Origin of the sequence: Luteibacter rhizovicinus DSM 16549, assembly GCF_001887595.1 — a bacterium.
In the GTDB taxonomy this organism is placed as follows: Bacteria; Pseudomonadota; Gammaproteobacteria; order Xanthomonadales; family Rhodanobacteraceae; genus Luteibacter; species Luteibacter rhizovicinus.
Genome location: NZ_CP017480.1, coordinates 132358 through 150274, shown reverse-complemented (window position 1 = coordinate 150274; position 17917 = coordinate 132358). Strand labels below are relative to the sequence as shown.

At 65.7% G+C, this 17917-nt stretch carries 18 protein-coding genes; 12 read left to right on the top strand and 6 right to left on the bottom strand.

All coding sequences use genetic code 11. The features are described from left to right. Positions 1–70 precede the first annotated feature (70 nt). Positions 71–1096 carry an EF-P beta-lysylation protein EpmB gene (epmB, locus tag BJI69_RS00765; RefSeq protein WP_071924818.1) on the bottom strand — a complete coding sequence of 342 codons (1026 nt, stop codon included), beginning with the start codon at positions 1094–1096 and terminating at the stop codon, positions 71–73. 87 nt (positions 1097–1183) lie between these two features. Here epmB and efp point away from each other — a divergent pair, with 87 nt between their 5' ends. From efp to folE2, 6 genes are all read left to right on the top strand, one after another. Beyond that, positions 1184–1762 carry an elongation factor P gene (efp, locus tag BJI69_RS00760; protein ID WP_046981449.1) on the top strand — a complete coding sequence of 193 codons (579 nt, stop codon included), beginning with the start codon at positions 1184–1186 and terminating at the stop codon, positions 1760–1762. An 81-nt stretch (positions 1763–1843) separates the two neighbouring features. Then, complete coding sequence (locus tag BJI69_RS00755; protein WP_071924817.1) at positions 1844–3181, top strand: TRZ/ATZ family hydrolase; 1338 nt, start codon at positions 1844–1846, stop codon at positions 3179–3181. Between the two features lie 2 nt (positions 3182–3183). Further along, positions 3184–3891 (top strand): bifunctional 2-polyprenyl-6-hydroxyphenol methylase/3-demethylubiquinol 3-O-methyltransferase UbiG, encoded by a 708-nt coding sequence (gene ubiG / locus BJI69_RS00750; protein ID WP_046978937.1) that lies wholly within the window; start codon positions 3184–3186, stop codon positions 3889–3891. After that, positions 3888–4568: an HAD family hydrolase gene (locus BJI69_RS00745; protein WP_046978936.1), complete on the top strand. Its 681-nt coding sequence runs from the start codon at positions 3888–3890 to the stop codon at positions 4566–4568. The genes ubiG and BJI69_RS00745 overlap by 4 nt, the downstream gene beginning before the upstream one ends. Continuing rightward, a complete protein-coding gene (locus tag BJI69_RS00740; RefSeq protein WP_071924816.1) occupies positions 4565–5401 on the top strand; it encodes a squalene/phytoene synthase family protein in 837 nt (278 codons plus the stop codon). The genes BJI69_RS00745 and BJI69_RS00740 overlap by 4 nt, the downstream gene beginning before the upstream one ends. 97 nt (positions 5402–5498) lie before the next feature. Next, a complete protein-coding gene (gene folE2, locus BJI69_RS00735) occupies positions 5499–6425 on the top strand; it encodes a GTP cyclohydrolase FolE2 (RefSeq protein WP_046978934.1) in 927 nt (308 codons plus the stop codon). 130 nt (positions 6426–6555) lie between these two features. On the opposite strand, the gene BJI69_RS00730 is transcribed toward folE2, so the two are convergent. The 3 genes from BJI69_RS00730 to yidD are packed head-to-tail and all read right to left on the bottom strand — an operon-like array spanning position 6556 to position 8934. Beyond that, positions 6556–7347 (bottom strand): M23 family metallopeptidase, encoded by a 792-nt coding sequence (locus BJI69_RS00730; RefSeq protein WP_046978933.1) that lies wholly within the window; start codon positions 7345–7347, stop codon positions 6556–6558. Then, positions 7344–8681 carry a dihydroorotase gene (locus tag BJI69_RS00725; RefSeq protein WP_046978932.1) on the bottom strand — a complete coding sequence of 446 codons (1338 nt, stop codon included), beginning with the start codon at positions 8679–8681 and terminating at the stop codon, positions 7344–7346. The genes BJI69_RS00730 and BJI69_RS00725 overlap by 4 nt, the downstream gene beginning before the upstream one ends. Then, positions 8674–8934 (bottom strand): membrane protein insertion efficiency factor YidD, encoded by a 261-nt coding sequence (gene yidD, locus BJI69_RS00720; protein WP_071924815.1) that lies wholly within the window; start codon positions 8932–8934, stop codon positions 8674–8676. The genes BJI69_RS00725 and yidD overlap by 8 nt, the downstream gene beginning before the upstream one ends. 116 nt (positions 8935–9050) lie before the next feature. Here yidD and dksA point away from each other — a divergent pair, with 116 nt between their 5' ends. Then, complete coding sequence (gene dksA, locus BJI69_RS23115) at positions 9051–10190, top strand: RNA polymerase-binding protein DksA (RefSeq protein WP_075019283.1); 1140 nt, start codon at positions 9051–9053, stop codon at positions 10188–10190. A 73-nt stretch (positions 10191–10263) separates the two neighbouring features. On the opposite strand, the gene BJI69_RS00710 is transcribed toward dksA, so the two are convergent. Next, complete coding sequence (locus BJI69_RS00710; RefSeq protein ID WP_046978930.1) at positions 10264–10698, bottom strand: SufE family protein; 435 nt, start codon at positions 10696–10698, stop codon at positions 10264–10266. Further along, positions 10695–12074: a cysteine--tRNA ligase gene (gene cysS, locus BJI69_RS00705; protein WP_046978929.1), complete on the bottom strand. Its 1380-nt coding sequence runs from the start codon at positions 12072–12074 to the stop codon at positions 10695–10697. The genes BJI69_RS00710 and cysS overlap by 4 nt, the downstream gene beginning before the upstream one ends. 201 nt (positions 12075–12275) lie before the next feature. Between cysS and BJI69_RS00700 the strand changes: the two genes are divergently transcribed. The 5 genes from BJI69_RS00700 (at position 12276) to BJI69_RS00680 (ending at position 17911) form a co-directional block, all read left to right on the top strand. Then, positions 12276–12842, top strand: coding sequence for a glycine zipper 2TM domain-containing protein (locus tag BJI69_RS00700; RefSeq protein WP_046978928.1), 567 nt, complete (start codon positions 12276–12278; stop codon positions 12840–12842). Between the two features lie 367 nt (positions 12843–13209). Beyond that, positions 13210–14244 (top strand): N-acetylornithine carbamoyltransferase, encoded by a 1035-nt coding sequence (locus BJI69_RS00695; protein ID WP_046978927.1) that lies wholly within the window; start codon positions 13210–13212, stop codon positions 14242–14244. A gap of 49 nt (positions 14245–14293) precedes the next feature. Further along, on the top strand, positions 14294–15499 hold the full coding sequence (locus BJI69_RS00690) for an argininosuccinate synthase (protein ID WP_046978926.1): 1206 nt from the start codon (positions 14294–14296) through the stop codon (positions 15497–15499). An 8-nt stretch (positions 15500–15507) separates the two neighbouring features. Beyond that, positions 15508–16605: an acetylornithine deacetylase gene (locus BJI69_RS00685; protein WP_046978925.1), complete on the top strand. Its 1098-nt coding sequence runs from the start codon at positions 15508–15510 to the stop codon at positions 16603–16605. Positions 16606–16645: 40 nt separating this feature from the next. Continuing rightward, on the top strand, positions 16646–17911 hold the full coding sequence (locus BJI69_RS00680; protein WP_425477402.1) for an acetylglutamate kinase: 1266 nt from the start codon (positions 16646–16648) through the stop codon (positions 17909–17911). Positions 17912–17917: the final 6 nt, after the last annotated feature.

The following is a 17917-nucleotide window of genomic DNA, read 5'->3' as shown; positions in this document are numbered from 1 at the left end:
CGAACCGGACTCCGGTTCGCTCCCCCCTCACGCGGTCCGGCCAGGTCATGCTGGTCGGATGACGCCCATACTAGCGCGCGAATTCGGCAACGGGGCGTTTGGATGGGTCGCCCTGCAATTCACGCACCAGTTTTGGGACGAGGTAGCCAGGAAGCCTGCCGCGAAGCACTTCCATGAGCTCCAGCGCGTGCTCGTCGGATACCTCGAAATGCGCGGCTCCGGCCACCTTGTCCAACTGATGCAGGTAGTAGGGCAGCACGCCGGCGGCGAATGACCGTTCGCACAGCGCAACGAGGGTATCGGCGTCGTCGTTCACTTCCTTGAGCAGGACCGACTGGTTGAGCAGGGTCGCCCCGGCGGCCCGGAGGCGAGCGCACGCGGCGTCTACCGAGGCGTCGAACTCGTTGGCGTGATTGGCATGCAGGACCACCACCTTTTGCAGGGGCAGGGCGGCCAGCCACTCGGTGAAGGCCTCGTCGATCCGCTCGGGCAGGACGACCGGCAGCCGGGTGTGGATGCGCAGCCGGATCACGTGCGGCATGTCGGCCAGCCCGCGGGTGAGCTCCTCGAGCTTGTGCGTGGCCAGGGACAGGGGGTCGCCGCCCGACAGGATCAGTTCGCGGATGCTCGGATCGGCCTTCACATGCGCCAGCGCTTCGCGCCACTGGGCGGCCGCGGCGATCTCCTCGCCATAGGGGAAATGCCGGCGGAAACAGTAGCGGCAGTTCACCGCGCAACTGCCACTGGCGATGAGCAGCGCCCGGCCGTCGTACTTGTGGAGCACACCGTGGCCGGCGCGCGAGGCCATGTCGCCGACCGCGTCCACCGTGAAACCCTCGACGACGGCATGCTCGGCCCGGCGCGGCAGCACCTGCAGAAGCAAGGGGTCGGCGGGGTCGCCACGCCGCATGCGGGCCGCAAAGCCTCGCGGCACACGCAGCGGGAAGCCCGCGTCGTCGGGCGGCAGAAGGTCGGTCCGGTAGGCCAGGCCCACGGCCTCCAGCAGTTCGCCGGCATCCGTGATGGCGTCCCGCCATAGCTCGCGCCAGCCCGTGACGGGCGACGATAGGCGGGAAGTAGGGCTTGCGGTTATCATTGCGGACCTTGGATCGGGCTCTGCAGCCCGTGACAGACCCTATTTTAGCCGCCCAGCGGGGCGGATATAACTCTGGAGCAGATACAGATGGGCATGCTTGGCCTCAACGACGTCAAAACGGGCAAGAAGATCATCCACAACGGCGATCCCTGGATCATCACCGAAGCGGACTTCGTCAAGCCGGGCAAGGGCCAGGCGTTCACCCGCATCCGTATCCGCAACCTCAAGGACGGCCGCACGACCGAGCAGACGCTCAAGTCGAGCGATTCGTACGAGGAAGCCGATGCCGTCGACACCGATGCCCACTTCTCGTACGTCGAGGGCACCGGCAACGATCGCGAGTGGATCTTCATGCAGAGCGAGACCTTCGAGCAGCACCGCGCCAGCCTCGCCGCCATGGGCGATGCCTGGAAGTGGTTGAAGGGCGAGGAAGAGTGCGTCGTCACCCTGTTCAACGGCAACATCATCGCCGTGCAGGCCCCGAAGTTCGTCGAACTCAAGATCACCGAGACCGACCCGGGCGTGCGTGGCGATACCTCGGGCGGCGGCGGCAAGCCGGCCACCCTGGAAACCGGCGCCGTGGTTCGCGTGCCGCTGTTCGTCAACCAGGACGAAGTCATCAAGGTCGATACGCGCACCGGCGAGTACGACAGCCGCGTCAAGTAAGGCGCAGCGTCTGGTGGATCGATCGGCACGGCTGCCCCCAGGGCGCCGTGCCGTTTTTTTTAAAGCGTCCCTGAGGCATCCATGACTTCCAGCCCGACCCCGATCGACCTCCTCATCGAAGCCCGCTGGGTCGTGCCCATCGAGCCTCACGCCGTCGTTCTCGACGACCACGCGGTGGCCGTGCACGACGGCGCGATCCTGGCGATCCTGCCGGCCGACGAAGCGCGCGCCGCTTACGCGCCGAAGGAGCGCGTCGTCCTGCCCGAGCATGCGTTGATCCCCGGTCTGATCAACGCCCACACGCACAACCCGATGACCCTGCTGCGCGGCCTCGCCGACGACCTGCCGCTGATGACCTGGCTGCAGGAACACATCTGGCCGGCCGAAGCACGCGTGATGGGGCCGGACTTCATCCGTGACGGCGTGGAGCTCGCCGTGGCCGAGATGATCCGCGGCGGCACCACCTGCGCCAACGAGAACTATTTCTTCCCCGACGTGATCGCGGCGACCTACAAGCAGATGGGCTTTCGCGCGGTGATCGGTCTGCCGGTGATCGATTTCCCGACGCCTTGGGCGAAGACCTCGGACGAATACTTCAGCCGCGCGCTGGAAGTGCACGAGTCGCTCAAGGCCGAGCCGCTGCTCACGACCGCCTTCGTGCCGCATGCGCCGTACACGGTCTCCGACGAGAACTTCATACGGATCCGCGATCTGGCCAACGAGCTGGACATCCCGATCCACCTGCACACCCACGAGACCGCGCTGGAAGTGCAGCAGGGCAAGGACAAGGACGGCGTACGTCCGTTCGCGCGCCTGCAGAAGCTCGGCATCGTGACCGATCGCCTGCTCGCCGTGCACATGACCCAGCTCAACGATGACGAGATCGCGGCGTGTGCCGCTGCCGGTGTGTCGGTGGCGCACTGCCCGGAATCCAACCTCAAGCTGGCCTCCGGTTTCTGCCCGGCGGAAAAGCTGCGCGCGGCGGGCGTCAACGTCTGCATCGGCACCGACGGCTGCGCCTCCAACAACGATCTGGACATGTTTGGCGAGATGCGTACGGCGGCCTTGCTGGCCAAGGCTGTCGCCGGCGACGCGGCGGCGTTCGATGCCGCATTCGCCCTGCGCGCGGCGACGCTCAATGGTGCGAAGGCCATCGGTCTGGGCGACCGCATCGGCTCCATCGAGCCGGGCAAGCGCGCGGACCTCACCGCCGTGCGTCTCGACGCCCTGGAAACGCAGCCGCTCTATCATGTGGCCTCGCAGCTCGTTTACGCGACGGGACGTCACCAGGTCAGCGATGTGTGGATCGATGGCCAGCGCAAGCTGGTCGACGGGGAACTCGTCGGTATCGACAAGGCGCGCATCCTGTCCAAGGCGAGGGCCTGGCGCGAGATCATCGCCTCCGAGGAGGAAGCGTAACCATGCAAACCAACGCCAATGTCAGCGCGGAAGAAATCGCGCGCTTCGAAAAACTCGCTGCCCGCTGGTGGGATCCCGACGGTGAGTCCCGCCCGCTGCACGATCTCAATCCGGTACGGGCGGCGTATGTCTCCGGTCGCGTGAACCTGCGTGGGGCGAACGTGGTCGACGTCGGCTGCGGTGGCGGTCTTCTCAGTGAAGCGCTCGCTCGCGCCGGCGCGCGGGTGACGGCCATCGATCTCGGCGCCAAGCTCATCGAGATCGCCAAGCTGCACCTGTTCGAATCGAACCTGCAGGTCGACTACCGCGTGCAGTCGTCGACGGAGCTGGCCGAAACCGAGCCGGCGTCGTTCGATGCGGTCTGCTGCATGGAGATGATCGAGCACGTGCCCGATCCGGTCGCCCTCATCGGTGACCTCGCCGCCATGCTCAAACCCGGCGGCCAGCTGTTCCTGTCCACGCTCAACCGCACGCCGGCCGCCTTCGGCGCCGCCATCGTCGGTGCCGAGTACCTGATGCGCCTGCTGCCGCGCGGCACGCACCATTACGCCCAGTTCCTCAAGCCGTCGGAAGTCGCGGCCATGCTGCGCCGCTTCGATCTCGAGATCGAGGACATCAAGGGTCTGGCCTACAACCCGCTGACGCGCAACGCGAGCCTGTCGTCGAACACGGCCGTGAATTACGTGCTGAGTGCGAGGAAGGTCGGGTGAGCAGCCTACCGTTTACGCTGGACGGGGTGTTTTTCGACCTCGACGGCACGCTCCTGGACAGCGCACTCGACTTGCACGGCGCGTTGCTGGAACTCTGCACGGAGCAGGGCATCGCCCCGCCGCCTTACGAGCGTGTGCGTCCGGTGGTCTCGCGCGGTTCGCGCGCGATCATCGCGGCAGCGTTTCCGGACATCGATCCGGAGCGTCTGCTGGCCCTGGTCCCACGCTACCTGGAAATCTACGAAGCAAGCATGGCGCGCCACACCGTGCCGTTCGCGGGCGTGGAAGCCATGCTGGCGGGCCTCGACAGCGCTGGCGTGCGCTGGGGCATCGTGACCAACAAGCCCGGCTTCCTCACCGATGCGCTGTTGCCGCAGGCCGTTCCGCACTGGAAGCCTGCCGCCGTCGTCTCGGGTGACACCCTGTCGGTGAAGAAGCCGGATCCTGCGCCCGTCCTGCACGCCTGCGCGCTTGCCGGCAGCGATCCGCAGCGCTCGGTGTTCGTCGGCGACGATCGTCGCGATATCGAGGCCGGCAACGCGGCGGGCCTGTTCACCGTGGCCGTGCGCTGGGGCTATCTCGATGGCGGCGACCCGGATGCCTGGAACGCCGACCTCGTGCTCGACACCGTGGACGAGCTCGCCGCCCTGTTGGGTGTGAGGGAGATTCCCGCGTGACCGATGGTGCAACCCAGAGTTTCGTCGACAAATGGCTGGCGGTGCAGCCGCAGCAGCGGGTGGCGCTGCCGTTCGTGGACGAGTCCGTACGTGACGCGCACGTGGCGCTTGCCGCGTTCGAGCAGGAATTGATTGCCTCGGCCTATGGTGTGCGCGAGCCCCAGGTCGCCGCGGCGAAACTGCAGTGGTGGGCGGAGGAGTTGTCCGGCGCGGCCGCCAGCGGTGGGCGGCACCCCCTGACCAAGCAACTGTTCGCCGATGAGCGCGCCCGTCGCGTCCCGGCGGACCGCTGGCTGGCGCCGGTGCTTGCCGCCATGGCCCAGCTCGAGCAGGGCACGCCGGCCGATTTCCATGCGCAGGTCACCGCGTCACGCGGCATGCATGGCGCGCTCGCGGCCCTCGAGAACGCCTGGTGGTTCGGCGCCGACGCTCCCGTGGAGGCAGCGTCCCGGATCGCCACGTTGTCGCACCTGGTCTTCGCGCTGTCGCGCCTGGAGCTCGACGCCGAGCGCGAGCGCTTGCCCTTGCCGATGTCGCGCCTGGCCCGTCACGGCCTCTCCCGGGGTCACCTCAAGGAGGACACGCCGGCACGGCGCGAGGCGCTGAAAGCCCAGCTGGCCGAGCTGGCCGCCGGCCTGCGCGAGGCGCTGGCGCTGGGTGAGCCCCTGAGTACGTTCCGTGGCCTGGAAGGCCGCACGGCGCTGTCGACGGCCCGGGCCGCGGCCAAGGCAACCGAACCCTTCCGTGAACTGCACTTACGGCAGTCGCGCAGCGGACCGGCCACGGCCATCCGGGCGTGGCTGGCGGCTCGGCATGCGGGGCGATTCGGCTGAACGGACCGTTTCCACGCGCGGACCATTGAGCCAATCCTCACCACCCCCATTTCGGTCACGGTAAGCCGGAAACGGCACGTCCCCTTAGGATCACCCGATGTATATCCAAGATTCCCCGACCCGCCTGCTGCCCGACGTCGCGTCGCAGGAGCACGCCCTCGCCATCGGCACGCTCGACTGGGTCGGTATGGATGGCATGGAAATGCCGGTGCAGTTCGACGCCGGCGACGGCGACGTCCGTTCGACCGGTGCCCGCGTCGGCGCCTTCGTCAACCTGAACAAGCCGGAAGTCCGCGGCATCCATATGTCGCGCCTGTACCTGCTGGTGTCCGAGGCGCTCTCCGCCGGCCCGCTGACCATCGACGGTGTTCGCGACCTGCTCGGCTCCTTCCTGAGCTCGCACGAAGGCCTGTCGGACCACGCCAAGATCACCATCGGTTTCGAGCATCTGGTCCGCCGCCGCGCACTGCGCAGCGACAACAGTGGCTGGCGTTCGTACCCGATCACGATCTGCGCGACCCTGAGCGGCGGCAAGTTCAACATCGAGATCACCACCGACGTCGTCTATTCGTCCACGTGCCCGGCTTCGGCGGCGCTCTCGCGTCAGCTCATCCAGGACAATTTCGTGAAGACGTTCTCCGCCGACAATGCCCTCGACCGCGACACGATCCTGGCCTGGCTGGGGACGGAGCAGGGCATCATCGCCACGCCGCATGCACAGCGCAGCACGGCGACGATCCGCATGCGTCCGCTGGGTGAAGGCGTCTTCCCGCTGATCGAGATGATCGATAACGTCGAGGCCGCCCTCGGCACGCCGGTGCAGACCGCGGTCAAGCGCGCCGACGAACAGGCGTTCGCCCTCGCCAACGGCAGCAACCTGATGTTCTGCGAGGATGCTGCCCGCCGTATCCAGAAGACCCTCGACGCCGACGAGCGCGTCGCCGACTTCCACGTCCGCGTGGCGCATCACGAAAGCCTGCATCCGCACGACGCGGTGGCGTTCGCCTCGAAGGTCCGTCGATAAAGAAATGTGGGAGCCGCTTCAGCGGCGAATCAGGCAAATGTGGGAGCCGCTTCAGCGGCGAAAAGCCAACGGAGCGGTAAAGCCGGCCCGCCCAATCGCCGATAAATCGGCTCCCACACAAAGCCTTTCCCTACTGGATCCCCGGCAACAGGAGCGGATCCAGTCGCACTCCGAACCAGTTGAAGCCCCAGTGCACGTGCGGCCCGGTGGCGCGGCCCGTCATGCCGGCCAGGCCGATCACCTCACCCTGGCGCACGTGTTCGCCCACCTCTACGTCGATCCGCGACAGGTGCAGGAAATTCGACGACAGACCGAAGCCGTGATCGAGCAGCACCGTGCCGCCGGTGAGGTAGAGGTCGGGCTTGGCGAAGGTGATGATCCCATCCGCCGGTGCCTTCACCGGCGTGCCCTGTGGCACCGCGATGTCCATGCCCGAATGCGGAGCCTTCGGATCGCCGTTGTAGATCCGCTGGTTGCCGAAGCGCCCGCTGATCCGACCGGTCACCGGCCAGATGAAGCCATGCGCGAAGTCCTCGCGTGTGTCGTCGCGATTGCGCGCGGCGACGACTTCGGCCTGCTCGCGCTGGATGCGTGCGGCGATCTCCGGTGGCGGGTTCACCGTTTGTGGCGGCACGCCCTCGACGCGTTCGATCGGCCAATCGCGCGGCGTCACGTTGAGTCGGTGCGTCGCACTACCGACGACCACGTCGATCGGCCCCTGCTCGTCACGCCCTGCACCGAACACGAAGATGCCATCGGAGCCGACGTGGACGGGCTTGCCTGCCACCGTCACCCGCGAACCCGGCGCGGCATGGCCGATCACGAGGCCGCCTTGCGACACGCTGGAAGGCAGGTCGGTCACGGCGGCCAGCGCCGCGACAGGCAAGATCAGTGCGGCGATCGCTCCTACGATTTTCCTCATCGGTCGAAGGTCAGCCGCTGGCCACGGACGCTCTCGTCTACCTTCTTACCGTCCCATACGCGCTGGCCGTTGACGAAGGTCGAGGCAATGCTGCTGGTGAACGTCTCACCTTCAAACGGGGACCAGCCGCACTTGGAGAGCACTTCCTCGCGCACGACGGTGTGCTTGCGCTTCGGGTCGACCAGGACCAGATCGGCCGCATAGCCTTCGCGCAGGAACCCGCGGTTCTCCACATCGAACAACTTGGCCGGCGCATGACATACGGCTTCGACGACGCGCTCCAGGGTCAGCTTGCCCTCGAAAACGCGCTCGAGCGCCGCCTGCAGGGCGTATTGCACGAGGGGCAGGCCGGACGGGGCCTTATCGTACTTCTGCGCCTTCTCCTCGAGCAGGTGAGGGGCGTGATCGGTGGCGAGCACGTCCAGGCGGCCTTCGGCCAGCGCCTTGGTGATGGCGTCGCGGTCCGATTCGTCCTTGATCGCCGGGTTGCACTTGATGAGGAAGCCAAGGCGCTCGTAGTCCGGCGCCGCGAAATGCAGGAAGTGCACGCAGGTTTCCGCCGTGATCTTCTTGCCTTCGATCGGGCCTGGCTCGAACAGGGCCAGCTCGTCAGCGGTGGAGATATGCAGCACGTGTAGGCGGGTGCCGTGCTTCTTTGCCAGCGAGATCGCAAGCTTCGTGGACTTGATGCAGGCCTCACGCGAGCGGATGAGTGGATGCTCACGAGCCGGGATGTCCTCGCCATAAATCTCGTGGGCTTTCGCAAGGTTCACGTCGATCATCGGCGTATCTTCGCAATGCGTGATGATCGGCGTCGGCGCGTCGCGGAAGATGTGGTCGAGCGTTTCCGGGTTGTCGACCAGCATGTTGCCGGTCGATGCGCCCATGAACACCTTGATGCCGGGCGCCGCTTTCGGGTCGAGCGCGCGGATGGCTTCGAGGTTGTCGTTGCTGGCGCCCATGTAAAACGCGTAGTTGACCCGAGACGTTTCGGCGGCCCGCGTGTACTTCGCTTCGAGCGAGTCGCGGTCCAGCGCCGGCGGCTTGGTATTCGGCATTTCCATGAAGCTGGTGATGCCACCTGCGGCGCACGCCGTGGATTCGCTGGCGATGTCGGCCTTCTGCGTGAGGCCGGGTTCGCGGAAGTGCACCTGGTCGTCGATCATCCCGGGAAGCAGCCAGAGCCCCGTTGCGTCGATCACCTCTTCGTCACGCTCCTTTTCCAGACCTTGGGCGATGGTCGCGATTTTTCCATCGCGCAAGCGTACGTCGGCGACGAAACGGCGGCCTTCGTTGACCAGTTCGGCGTTCTTGATGAGCCAGGCGTCAGTCATGAATATGTGCTCCTTGGGCGCCACATCGGCGCAGGACGAAATGATCGGGTACGGGGTCCATGCCACCTTCGCAAAAAGGCTGGCAACGGCACAGGCGCCAGGCACCAAGCACGGAACCGCGCACCGGACCGAAGCGGGCTATGGCAACCCGTGCATAATCGGAACAGGATGGATGGAACCGGCAGCGCGCCCCGAGAAGGGGGCTCAGCCATCGTTTATAGAGGGACAGAAGGAATAGAAGGAGGCGGGTCACTTTTCAGTCCGGGGTCGACCGGCGTCAGCCAGCCGACAGTATCCCAGAAGATAGGTTGCTGGGCTAACGCATCTGGGCTATAACACCCCGCCGCCACGGCCACCGAGGTGAAGGAAATGGCGAAAATCGCTCGTAGTTCCGCAGCTGCCAAGGGCGCCGCCAAGAAGGGCGGAGCCGGTGATGTGAGTAAGGCCAGGACGGCTACGGCCGGGGTGAAGGCAAAGGCGCCGGCGAAGACCGTCGTCGGTGCTGCGGCCAAAGCCGCGACGAAGACCTCAGCCAAGCCCGCTGCCAAGAAGGCCGCGCCCGCGAAGGCCGCGCCTTCAAAGAGTGCTCCCGCGAAACCGGTGGCCAAGGTTGCCGCCAAGAAGGCGCCCGTCAAGGCCGCACCAGCGAAGGTCGCGCCCACGAAGGCCGCACCGGTGAAGGCGGTAGCCAAGGCGGCCGCCAAACCGGCTCCGAAGCCGGCTGCAAAACCCGTGGCGAAGCCTGCAGCGACGGCGCCTGCCAAGAAGGCGGCTCCCGTTGCACCAACGAAAGCGTCGCCCGCCGTGAACGCGGCGGCTGCTAAAAAGACAACGACGGCGTCGGCCAAATCCGCCGCCCCCGCACCCGCGCCGGCGGCGAAGAAAGTCGCCCCGGCTCACGATGCCGCGCCACCCGTCAAGGGTCGTACGGCATCGGCCGTTGCTGCTGTGACACCCCGGACAGCGTCCGCGGTGGGCAGCGCTACCTCATCCAGAAACGAGAAGTCCGCTCAATCCAGCATGAACAGCACAGCTTCCAATACCGCCGATAACGGCATCACGCGCGAAGACGGCCGCTATGCGCTGCCGGCTTCGACTGTCATTGACCTGCCCAAGGGCTACAAGCCCAGCAGTGACGAGGAGTACATGAGTCCTCGCCACCTGGCGTATTTCCGCAACAAGCTCAAGGACTGGCGCGACCAGCTCGTCGAGGAATCCCGCCAGACCATGGACAACCTCCGCGAGGAAGTCCGTGACGTGGGTGACGAGGCCGAGCGCGCCACGCGCGAGACCGAGAACTCGCTCGAACTGCGTACGCGTGATCGCTACCGCAAGCTGATCTCCAAGATCGACAAGGCCCTGCGCCGGATCGAGGAAGGCCGCTACGGTTTCTGCGAAGAGACCGACGAGGAAATCGGTGTGGAGCGTCTCGACGCCCGCCCGATCGCCACGTTGACCCTCGACGCGCAGGAGCGTCGCGAGCACCTGCAGAAGCAGATGGGCGACTGATCGTCCCTACGCTTTCGGCATAAGGAAAGCCCCGCCAGCGATGACGGGGCTTTTTTTGTTCCCGCAGGCTGCGTTAGCTGGCCAGCATGGCCGCAGCGTATGCCTTGGCCTTGGCCAGCATGGCCGCCAGTCCGTTGGAGCGGGTGGGGGAGAGGTGCTTGGCCAGGCCGATTTCCTGGACGAAGGCCGGCTCGGTATCGACGATCTCCCGGGCCGAGCGGCCCGAGTAGACGCGCAGCATCAGGGCGATGAGTCCGGACACGATCGCCGAGTCGCTCGCGGCATCGAAAACCAGCTTCGATGCATCCCCCGACGGAATCAGCCAGACCATCGACTGGCAGCCGTGGACGCGGTTCTCCTCCGTCTTGCGGTCGTCCGGAAACGGCGGCAGCTGGCGGCCGAGGTCGATCAGGTACTGATAGCGCTCGGTCCAGTCGCTGAAGAAGGCGAATTCTTCGGCGATGGCCTTCTGCGCCTCGGAGGCCGTGGCTTCCTGGGGTTCGTTCATGCCTTCACCACACTCCAGCGCGTGCCTTGAGCGCTGTCTTCGATCGCGATGCCCAGGTCCTTGAGCTGGTCGCGAATGGCATCGGAGCGGGCGAAATCCTTCGCGGCGCGGGCGGCGCGGCGCTCTTCGAGCAAGGCCTCGATGGCCGCCGCGTCGATGGCTTCGCCGGGGTTACCCTGACGGAACCAGGCTTCGGGATCTTCACCGAGCAAGCCGAGCAGAGCGGCGCCGCCGAGCAGGGCCGCCTTGGCGGCGACGCGTTCCTCGCCCGTGGCGCGGCGTGCGTTGTCGGCCAGCTGCGATATCTCGGCAAGGGCTTGCGGGGTATTCAGGTCGTCGCAGAGGGCGGCTTCGACGGCTGCCGGCACGGTGGCAGGGCCCGCATCCACCTCGCCCATGTCGCGCAGCACGCCGTACCAACCGTCGAGGGTGCGCACAGCCTGGGTCATGGCCGTATCGGACCAGTCCAGCGGCTGCCGGTAATGCCCGCGCAACAACATCAGTCGAAGGGCTTCCGCGGGGTGCTTGTCCAGGAGCTGGTGTAGCTGCAGCACGTTGCCGAGCGACTTCGACATCTTCCGACCGTCGAAGGTGAGCATGCCGTTGTGCATCCAGTAGCGCGCGAAGGGCTTGCCGCCGTGCGCGCAGACGCTTTGGGCTATCTCGTTCTCGTGATGAGGGAAGGTCAGGTCGACGCCACCGGCGTGGATGTCGATGGTCTCGCCCAGATGAGTCTCGCTCATGGCCGAGCACTCGATGTGCCAGCCGGGTCGGCCGCGGCCCCAGGGGCTGTCCCAGCCGGGCAGGGTCTCGTCCGAGGGCTTCCACAGCACGAAGTCACCGGGGCTCTTCTTGTAGGGCGCGACCTCGACACGCGCCCCGGCAAGCAGCTCGTCCGGATCGCGGCCGGACAGTGCGCCGTAGTCGGGGAAGGACTCGACGTTGAACAGTACGTGGCCCTCGGCCTCGTAAGCGTGGCCGCCAACGATCAGGCGCTCGATCATGCGGATGATCTGGGGGATGTGATCGGTCGCGTACGGCTCGACGTCGGGCGGGGCGACACCCAGGCGCGCCAGGTCCTCGTTATAAGCCTTGGCGAAGCGCTCGGTGATCTGGCCGATCGGTACACCCGCGGCGGCGGCGGCCGCGTTGATCTTGTCGTCCACGTCGGTGACGTTGCGGGCGTAGACCAGTGTCGGGTAATGGCGACGGATCAGGCGCGCCAGTACGTCGAAGACCACGGGCGGTCGGGCATTGCCGATGTGGATGTAGTTGTAGACGGTGGGCCCACAGACGTACATCGTCACCCGCTGCGGATCGAGCGGCTTGAACTCTTCCGTGAGGCGCGACAGGGTGTTGTAGAGCTTGATCGGCATCGGTGATCCGTGGACGGGCGCGGCGGGCGGCCGGTCGGAGATATTAGCAAGCCCGGCCGGGCATGCGTCGTACGCGCGGGGCGGAATTCGGTTGACATGACAATGTGAAGGCTATCGCCGCGGCTCTAAGCGTGGATTCAGCGTGAACTTGATGAAATGGACCCGTAGGCGCTTTGTGCGCCTGGCTGGAGGTTCTCCTAAATGTCTCGCCTGCTCATCCCCGCGATCATCCTCGCGGTTTTCGCTACCGGTGCCAGTGCCCAGGACGGTCGTTATGGCCCGCCTCCGGGTCCGCCGCCCGGTCCGGCCCAGGGGCCGGACGACAACACCCATTTTGGTTGGGCCGATGTCCTGCGCGTCGATCCGGTCTATGGGGTCGCACGCGTGGAGACTCCCCGACAGGAATGCTACGACCAGCCTGTCGTCCGCCAGGAGTCCAGCGGTAACTCCACCGCCGGGACCATCCTTGGCGCCGTCGTCGGCGGCGTGCTCGGCAATACCGTCGGCAAGGGCGACGGCCGCAAGGCCGCCACCGTGGTCGGCGCGGTCGCCGGCGGTGCTGTCGGCAACAACCTCTCCCACCAGGGTGACCGTACCTACCAAGGCACGGAAACCCGTTGCCGCGACGTCAGCTCGGTCTCCGAGCAGCGCCGCATCGCAGGCTACGACGTCGAGTACCGCTACCGCGGTGAGGTCTACGTCTCGCGCCTTAACTACGACCCGGGTGAGCGTCTCCGGGTCCGCGTGAGCGTCGCGCCGGCCGACTGAGTCGGCGCGCTGTTCGATGCATCGGAAGGCCGCGAGCGATCGCGGCCTTTTCTTTGGCTGCAGGCGCCCCTGTTGCGCATCGCACCAATTCTCAGGCATGATCGCGGTTCACCTTTTCCAGACCTTGCCGTGACCCATACCGTCTACACCGCCGTCGTCTTCACCAGCGCCCGTATGGCCGCAGGGATGACGTCGCGTGCTCGTCGACCGTACATCGGACACTCGGCCGGGTAGGCTGTCGCGCGCTTTTCATACGCATCGACTAAAAAACCCGGCCCTGTGCCGGGTTTTTTTGTTTCCGATTCCTGAGCCTCCACCTTCGTCACTTCCTCCACGGCCCCAGGGCCACCGACCGATCTGGACCGCCATGACCGTTCGCCACTTCCTCTCCACCCAGGACTACAGCCGCGCCGAGATCGACGCCCTGCTCGCGCAGGCGGCGGAGTTCAAACGCTCGCCACAAGGCCAGCAGTTGGCCGGCAAGTCGATCGCCCTGATGTTCTTCAACCCGTCCATGCGTACGCGCACCAGCTTCGAGCTGGGCGCCTTCCAGCTCGGCGGCCATGCCATCGTGCTGTCGCCAGGCAAGGACGCGTGGCCGATCGAGTTCGAGATGGGCACGGTGATGGACGGCGATACGGAAGAGCACATCGCCGAGGTGGCCCGGGTGCTGTCGCGCTACGTGGACATCATCGCCGTGCGCGCCTTCCCCAAGTTCGTCGACTGGCAGGTGGATCGCCAGGACAAGGTGCTCGAGTCGTTCGCGAAGTTCGCCACGGTGCCGGTGATCAACCTCGAGACGATCACCCATCCCTGCCAGGAGCTGGCGCATGCGCTGGCACTGCAGGAGCACCTGGGCGACCTGCAGAACAAGAAGTACGTGCTGACCTGGACCTACCATCCGAAGCCGTTGAACACGGCCGTGGCCAACTCGGCGCTGATGATCGCGACGAAGATGGGCATGGATGTGACCCTGCTGTGCCCGACGCCGGAATACATCCTCGACGAACGCTACATGGATTTCGCGAAGCAGAACGCGAAGGACAACGGCGGTTCGCTCCAGGTCTCGCATGACATCGAATCCGCCTACCGCGGTGCCGACGTGATCTATGCGAAGAGCTGGGGCGCGATTCCTTACTTCGGCCGCTGGGACGAAGAGAAGGCCATTCGCGAAGCCAACAAGCACTTCATCGTCGATGAGGCCAAGATGGCCCTGACCAACCACGGCCTCTTCAGCCACTGCCTCCCGCTGCGCCGGAACATCAAGGCGACGGATGCGGTGATGGATTCGCCGGCCTGCATCGCCATCGATGAAGCCGAGAACCGCCTGCACGTGCAGAAGGCGGTGATGGCTTCGCTCATCTCGCAGTCGTCGGGTGGGAAGTCCGGCCTCGGTTTCTGATTCGACCTTTCTTTTTCGTCTATCCGTCCAACGTTCTTTCGGAGCCTTCATGTCCAGCCAAGATATCGTCCTCGCCTTTTCCGGCGGCCTCGACACCAGCTTCTGCGTGCCTTACCTGATGGAGCGCGGCTATGCCGTGCATACCGTGTTCGTCGATACCGGCGGCGTGTCGGCGGAAGAGCGCGAGTACATCGAACAGCGTGCGCACGAACTCGGCGCCGCCTCACATCGCACGGTCGATGCCTCGCAGGCGATCTGGGACAGCTTCGTCACGCCGCTGATCTGGGCGGGTGAGTTCTACCAGGGTCAGTACCCGCTGCTGGTGTCCGACCGCTACCTCATCGTGAAGGCTTCGCTGGAGCGTTGCGACGAGCTCGGCACCAAGTTCTTCGCACACGGTTGCACGGGCATGGGCAACGACCAGGTGCGCTTCGACCTGACCGTGCGCGCACTCGGCGATTACACGATCATCGCGCCGGTGCGCGAGATCCAGCGCGAGCACACCCAGGTGCGCGCGTACGAGCAGAAGTACCTGGAAGACAAGGGCTTCGAAGTCCGCGCCAAGACCAAGCACTACACCATCAACGAGAACGTGCTCGGCGTGACGATCTCCGGCGGCGAGATCGACGCCTGGGAAATTCCGGGCGAGGGCGCGATCGGCTGGTGCGCGCCGCGTTCCGAATGGCCGTCCGAAGCGCTACGCGTGGAGCTCGGCTTCGAAAAGGGCACGGCCGTGACGCTCAACGGCAAGCCGGCCTCGGGCCCGGAGATCCTCGGCTTCCTCAACCGTGAGCTGGCGAAGTACGGCGTGGGTCGCAGCCTGTACACCGGCGACACCAATATCGGCCTGAAGGGCCGCATCGTGTTCGAGGCGCCGGCGCTGACCGCGCTGCTGACCGCCCACCGTGCGCTGGAAGAGACCGTGTTGTCGAAGCAGCAGAACCGCTTCAAGCCGGAAATCGGCCGCAAGTGGACCGAAGTGGCCTATGAAGGCTTCTTCAACGATCCGATCAAGGCCGATCTCGAGGCCTACCTCGTCTCGACGCAGCGCAAGGTCGACGGCAAGGTCATCATCGAGACCCGCGGTGGTTCGGTGTACGCCGTGAAGGTGGAATCGAAGAACCTGCTGCACTCGGCCAAGGCCACCTATGCGCAGGCTGCCGACTGGGGCGTCGCCGAAGCCGAGGGCTTCATCAAGCTCTACGGCATGAGCTCGACGATCTGGGCGGAAGTCGACCGAGCCAACGGGAACTGATCCTGGACATGGACAAGCTTCTCGAGGACACCCTGACCCATCTGCGGGCGCTGGTCGGATACGACACGCGCAATCCGCCACGCGAGATCGGCACCGACGGCATCTTCGATTACCTGCGCGCGAACCTTCCGGGGTTCGACGTGCAGGTGACCGATTTCGGCGCGGGCGCCGTGAATCTGTATGCCGTGCGTGGCAAGCCGAAGTACCTGTTCAATGTCCACATGGACACGGTGCCGGACTCGCCGCACTGGACGGCGAACCCGCATGTATTGCGGGTCACGGAAGACCGGGCGATCGGCCTGGGCGCCTGCGACATCAAGGGCGCGGCGGCGGCACTCCTTGCCGTGGCCAATGCCACGCAGGGCGACATGGCCTTGCTGCTTTCCACGGACGAGGAAGCCAACGACGCGCGTTGCATCGATGGCTTCCTGGCGACGCCGCGCGACTACGAGGCGATCATCGTGGCCGAGCCGACCAAGGGTGAGGCCGTGCTGGCGCATCGTGGCATCCACTCGGTGCAGATGCGGTTCCAGGGCCGGGCAGGGCACGCCTCCGGCGAGCAGAAGCCGTCGGACAGCGCCTTGCACCAAGGTATTCGCTGGGGCGCGGCAGCACTGGATCACGTGCAGAAGCTGTCGCACGAACGCTTCGGTGGCCTCACCGGCTTGCGCTTCAACATCGGCAAGGTCGAAGGCGGCATCAAGGCCAACGTGATCGCGCCGACGGCGGACATCCGCTTCGGCTTCCGCCCGCTGCCTTCGATGGATGCCGACCAGCTGCTGGAAACCTTCCGCACCCTGGTCGAACCGGCGCCGGTGGAATACGGCGAAACCTTCCGTGGCGATTCGCTGCCGGCGGGCGACACCGCGACTGCGGAAAGCCGTCGTCTCGCCGCCCGCGATGTCGCCGACGAGCTCGGCATCCCGGTCGGCAACGCGGTCGACTTCTGGACCGAGGCCGCGTTGTTCTCGAAAGCCGGCTACACCACCTTCGTCTACGGCCCCGGCGACATCGCCCAGGCCCACAGCGCCGACGAGTGGGTCCTCCTGGACCAGCTCGCACACTACGCACAGACCATCCATCGGATCGTGGACAGTGGAATCTAACAAGCACACCCGCAAAACGATCGTGCGCCTGCTGTCCTCGATGGGCAGTGCGCGCGAGATCCAGCAGTACCTCAAGCGCTTCTCGCAGCTGGACGCGGCGCGCTTCGCCGTGGTCAAGGTCGGTGGCGCCGTGTTGCGCGACGACCTGCCGGCGCTCACTTCGTCGCTGTCCTTCCTGCAGCAGGTTGGCCTCACGCCGATCGTGCTGCATGGCGCCGGTCCGCAGCTCGACGAAGAACTGTCGGCCGCCGGCATCGAGAAGAAGACCGTCAACGGCCTGCGCGTGACCTCGCCCGAAGCCCTCGCCATCGTACGGCGTGTGTTCCAGGCGCAGAACCTGCGTCTGGTCGAAGCGCTGCAGGAAGTCGACACACGCGCCACGTCGGTACCGTCCGGCGTGTTCGCGGCCGACTTCCTCGACCATGAAACGCTCGGTCTTGTCGGCAAGGTGCGCGAAATCAACCTCGCACCGATCGAGGCCAGCCTGCGTGCGGGGTCCATTCCCGTCATCGCCAGCCTGGGCGAGACGGATTCGGGGCAGATCCTCAACATCAACGCCGACTTCGCCGCGAACGAGCTGGTGCGCGTTCTGCAGCCGTACAAGATCGTCTTCCTCACCGGTACGGGTGGCCTGCTCGACGGCGACGGTAACGTCATCGATTCGATCAACCTGTCGACCGAGTACGACCAGCTGCTCAAGCAGCCCTGGCTGCACTCGGGCATGCGCCTGAAGATCGAGCAGATCAAGGATCTTCTCGACGATCTGCCGCTGACCTCGTCGGTGTCGATCACGCGCCCCGCCGAGCTGGCGAAAGAGCTCTTCACGCATAAGGGCTCGGGCACCCTGGTGCGTCGCGGCGAACGCGTGCTGCGCTATGAATCGTGGGAAGGAGTCGACAAGGAACGCCTTCGCGAGCTGATCGAGTCGAGTTTTGGCCGTGCCGTGGTACCCGATTACTTCGACCGCACGAATCTCTATCGTCTCTACGTTTCCGAGAACTATCGCGCCGCGATGGTACTCACGCAGGACGAAGGCTTCGCGTATCTCGACAAGTTCGCCGTCCTGGATGAAGCACAGGGCGAAGGCCTCGGGCGCGCGGTCTGGCAGGTGATGCGCGACGAGAACCCGAAGCTGTTCTGGCGCTCGCGCCACGGCAACGTGATCAATCATTTCTATTACGCGGAATCGGACGGTTGCTTCAAGCAGTCGCGCTGGAAGGTGTTCTGGTACGGCCTGGACAACTTCGCGGATATCGAACGCTGCGTGGCGCATTGCGCCACGCGCATCCCCACCTTGCAGGACTGACCGGTC

Excerpts from the sequence above, each read along its gene's own strand:
- epmB (WP_071924818.1), bottom strand. The coding sequence starts at position 1,096 with ATGATAACCGCAAGCCCTACTTCCCGCCTATCGTCGCCCGTCACGGGC.
- efp (WP_046981449.1), top strand. The coding sequence starts at position 1,184 with ATGGGCATGCTTGGCCTCAACGACGTCAAAACGGGCAAGAAGATCATC.
- BJI69_RS00755 (WP_071924817.1), top strand. The coding sequence starts at position 1,844 with ATGACTTCCAGCCCGACCCCGATCGACCTCCTCATCGAAGCCCGCTGG.
- ubiG (WP_046978937.1), top strand. The coding sequence starts at position 3,184 with ATGCAAACCAACGCCAATGTCAGCGCGGAAGAAATCGCGCGCTTCGAA.
- folE2 (WP_046978934.1), top strand. The coding sequence starts at position 5,499 with ATGTATATCCAAGATTCCCCGACCCGCCTGCTGCCCGACGTCGCGTCG.
- BJI69_RS00730 (WP_046978933.1), bottom strand. The coding sequence starts at position 7,347 with ATGAGGAAAATCGTAGGAGCGATCGCCGCACTGATCTTGCCTGTCGCG.
- BJI69_RS00725 (WP_046978932.1), bottom strand. The coding sequence starts at position 8,681 with ATGACTGACGCCTGGCTCATCAAGAACGCCGAACTGGTCAACGAAGGC.
- dksA (WP_075019283.1), top strand. The coding sequence starts at position 9,051 with ATGGCGAAAATCGCTCGTAGTTCCGCAGCTGCCAAGGGCGCCGCCAAG.
- BJI69_RS00710 (WP_046978930.1), bottom strand. The coding sequence starts at position 10,698 with ATGAACGAACCCCAGGAAGCCACGGCCTCCGAGGCGCAGAAGGCCATC.
- cysS (WP_046978929.1), bottom strand. The coding sequence starts at position 12,074 with ATGCCGATCAAGCTCTACAACACCCTGTCGCGCCTCACGGAAGAGTTC.
- BJI69_RS00700 (WP_046978928.1), top strand. The coding sequence starts at position 12,276 with ATGTCTCGCCTGCTCATCCCCGCGATCATCCTCGCGGTTTTCGCTACC.
- BJI69_RS00695 (WP_046978927.1), top strand. The coding sequence starts at position 13,210 with ATGACCGTTCGCCACTTCCTCTCCACCCAGGACTACAGCCGCGCCGAG.
- BJI69_RS00690 (WP_046978926.1), top strand. The coding sequence starts at position 14,294 with ATGTCCAGCCAAGATATCGTCCTCGCCTTTTCCGGCGGCCTCGACACC.
- BJI69_RS00685 (WP_046978925.1), top strand. The coding sequence starts at position 15,508 with ATGGACAAGCTTCTCGAGGACACCCTGACCCATCTGCGGGCGCTGGTC.
- BJI69_RS00680 (WP_425477402.1), top strand. The coding sequence starts at position 16,646 with ATGGGCAGTGCGCGCGAGATCCAGCAGTACCTCAAGCGCTTCTCGCAG.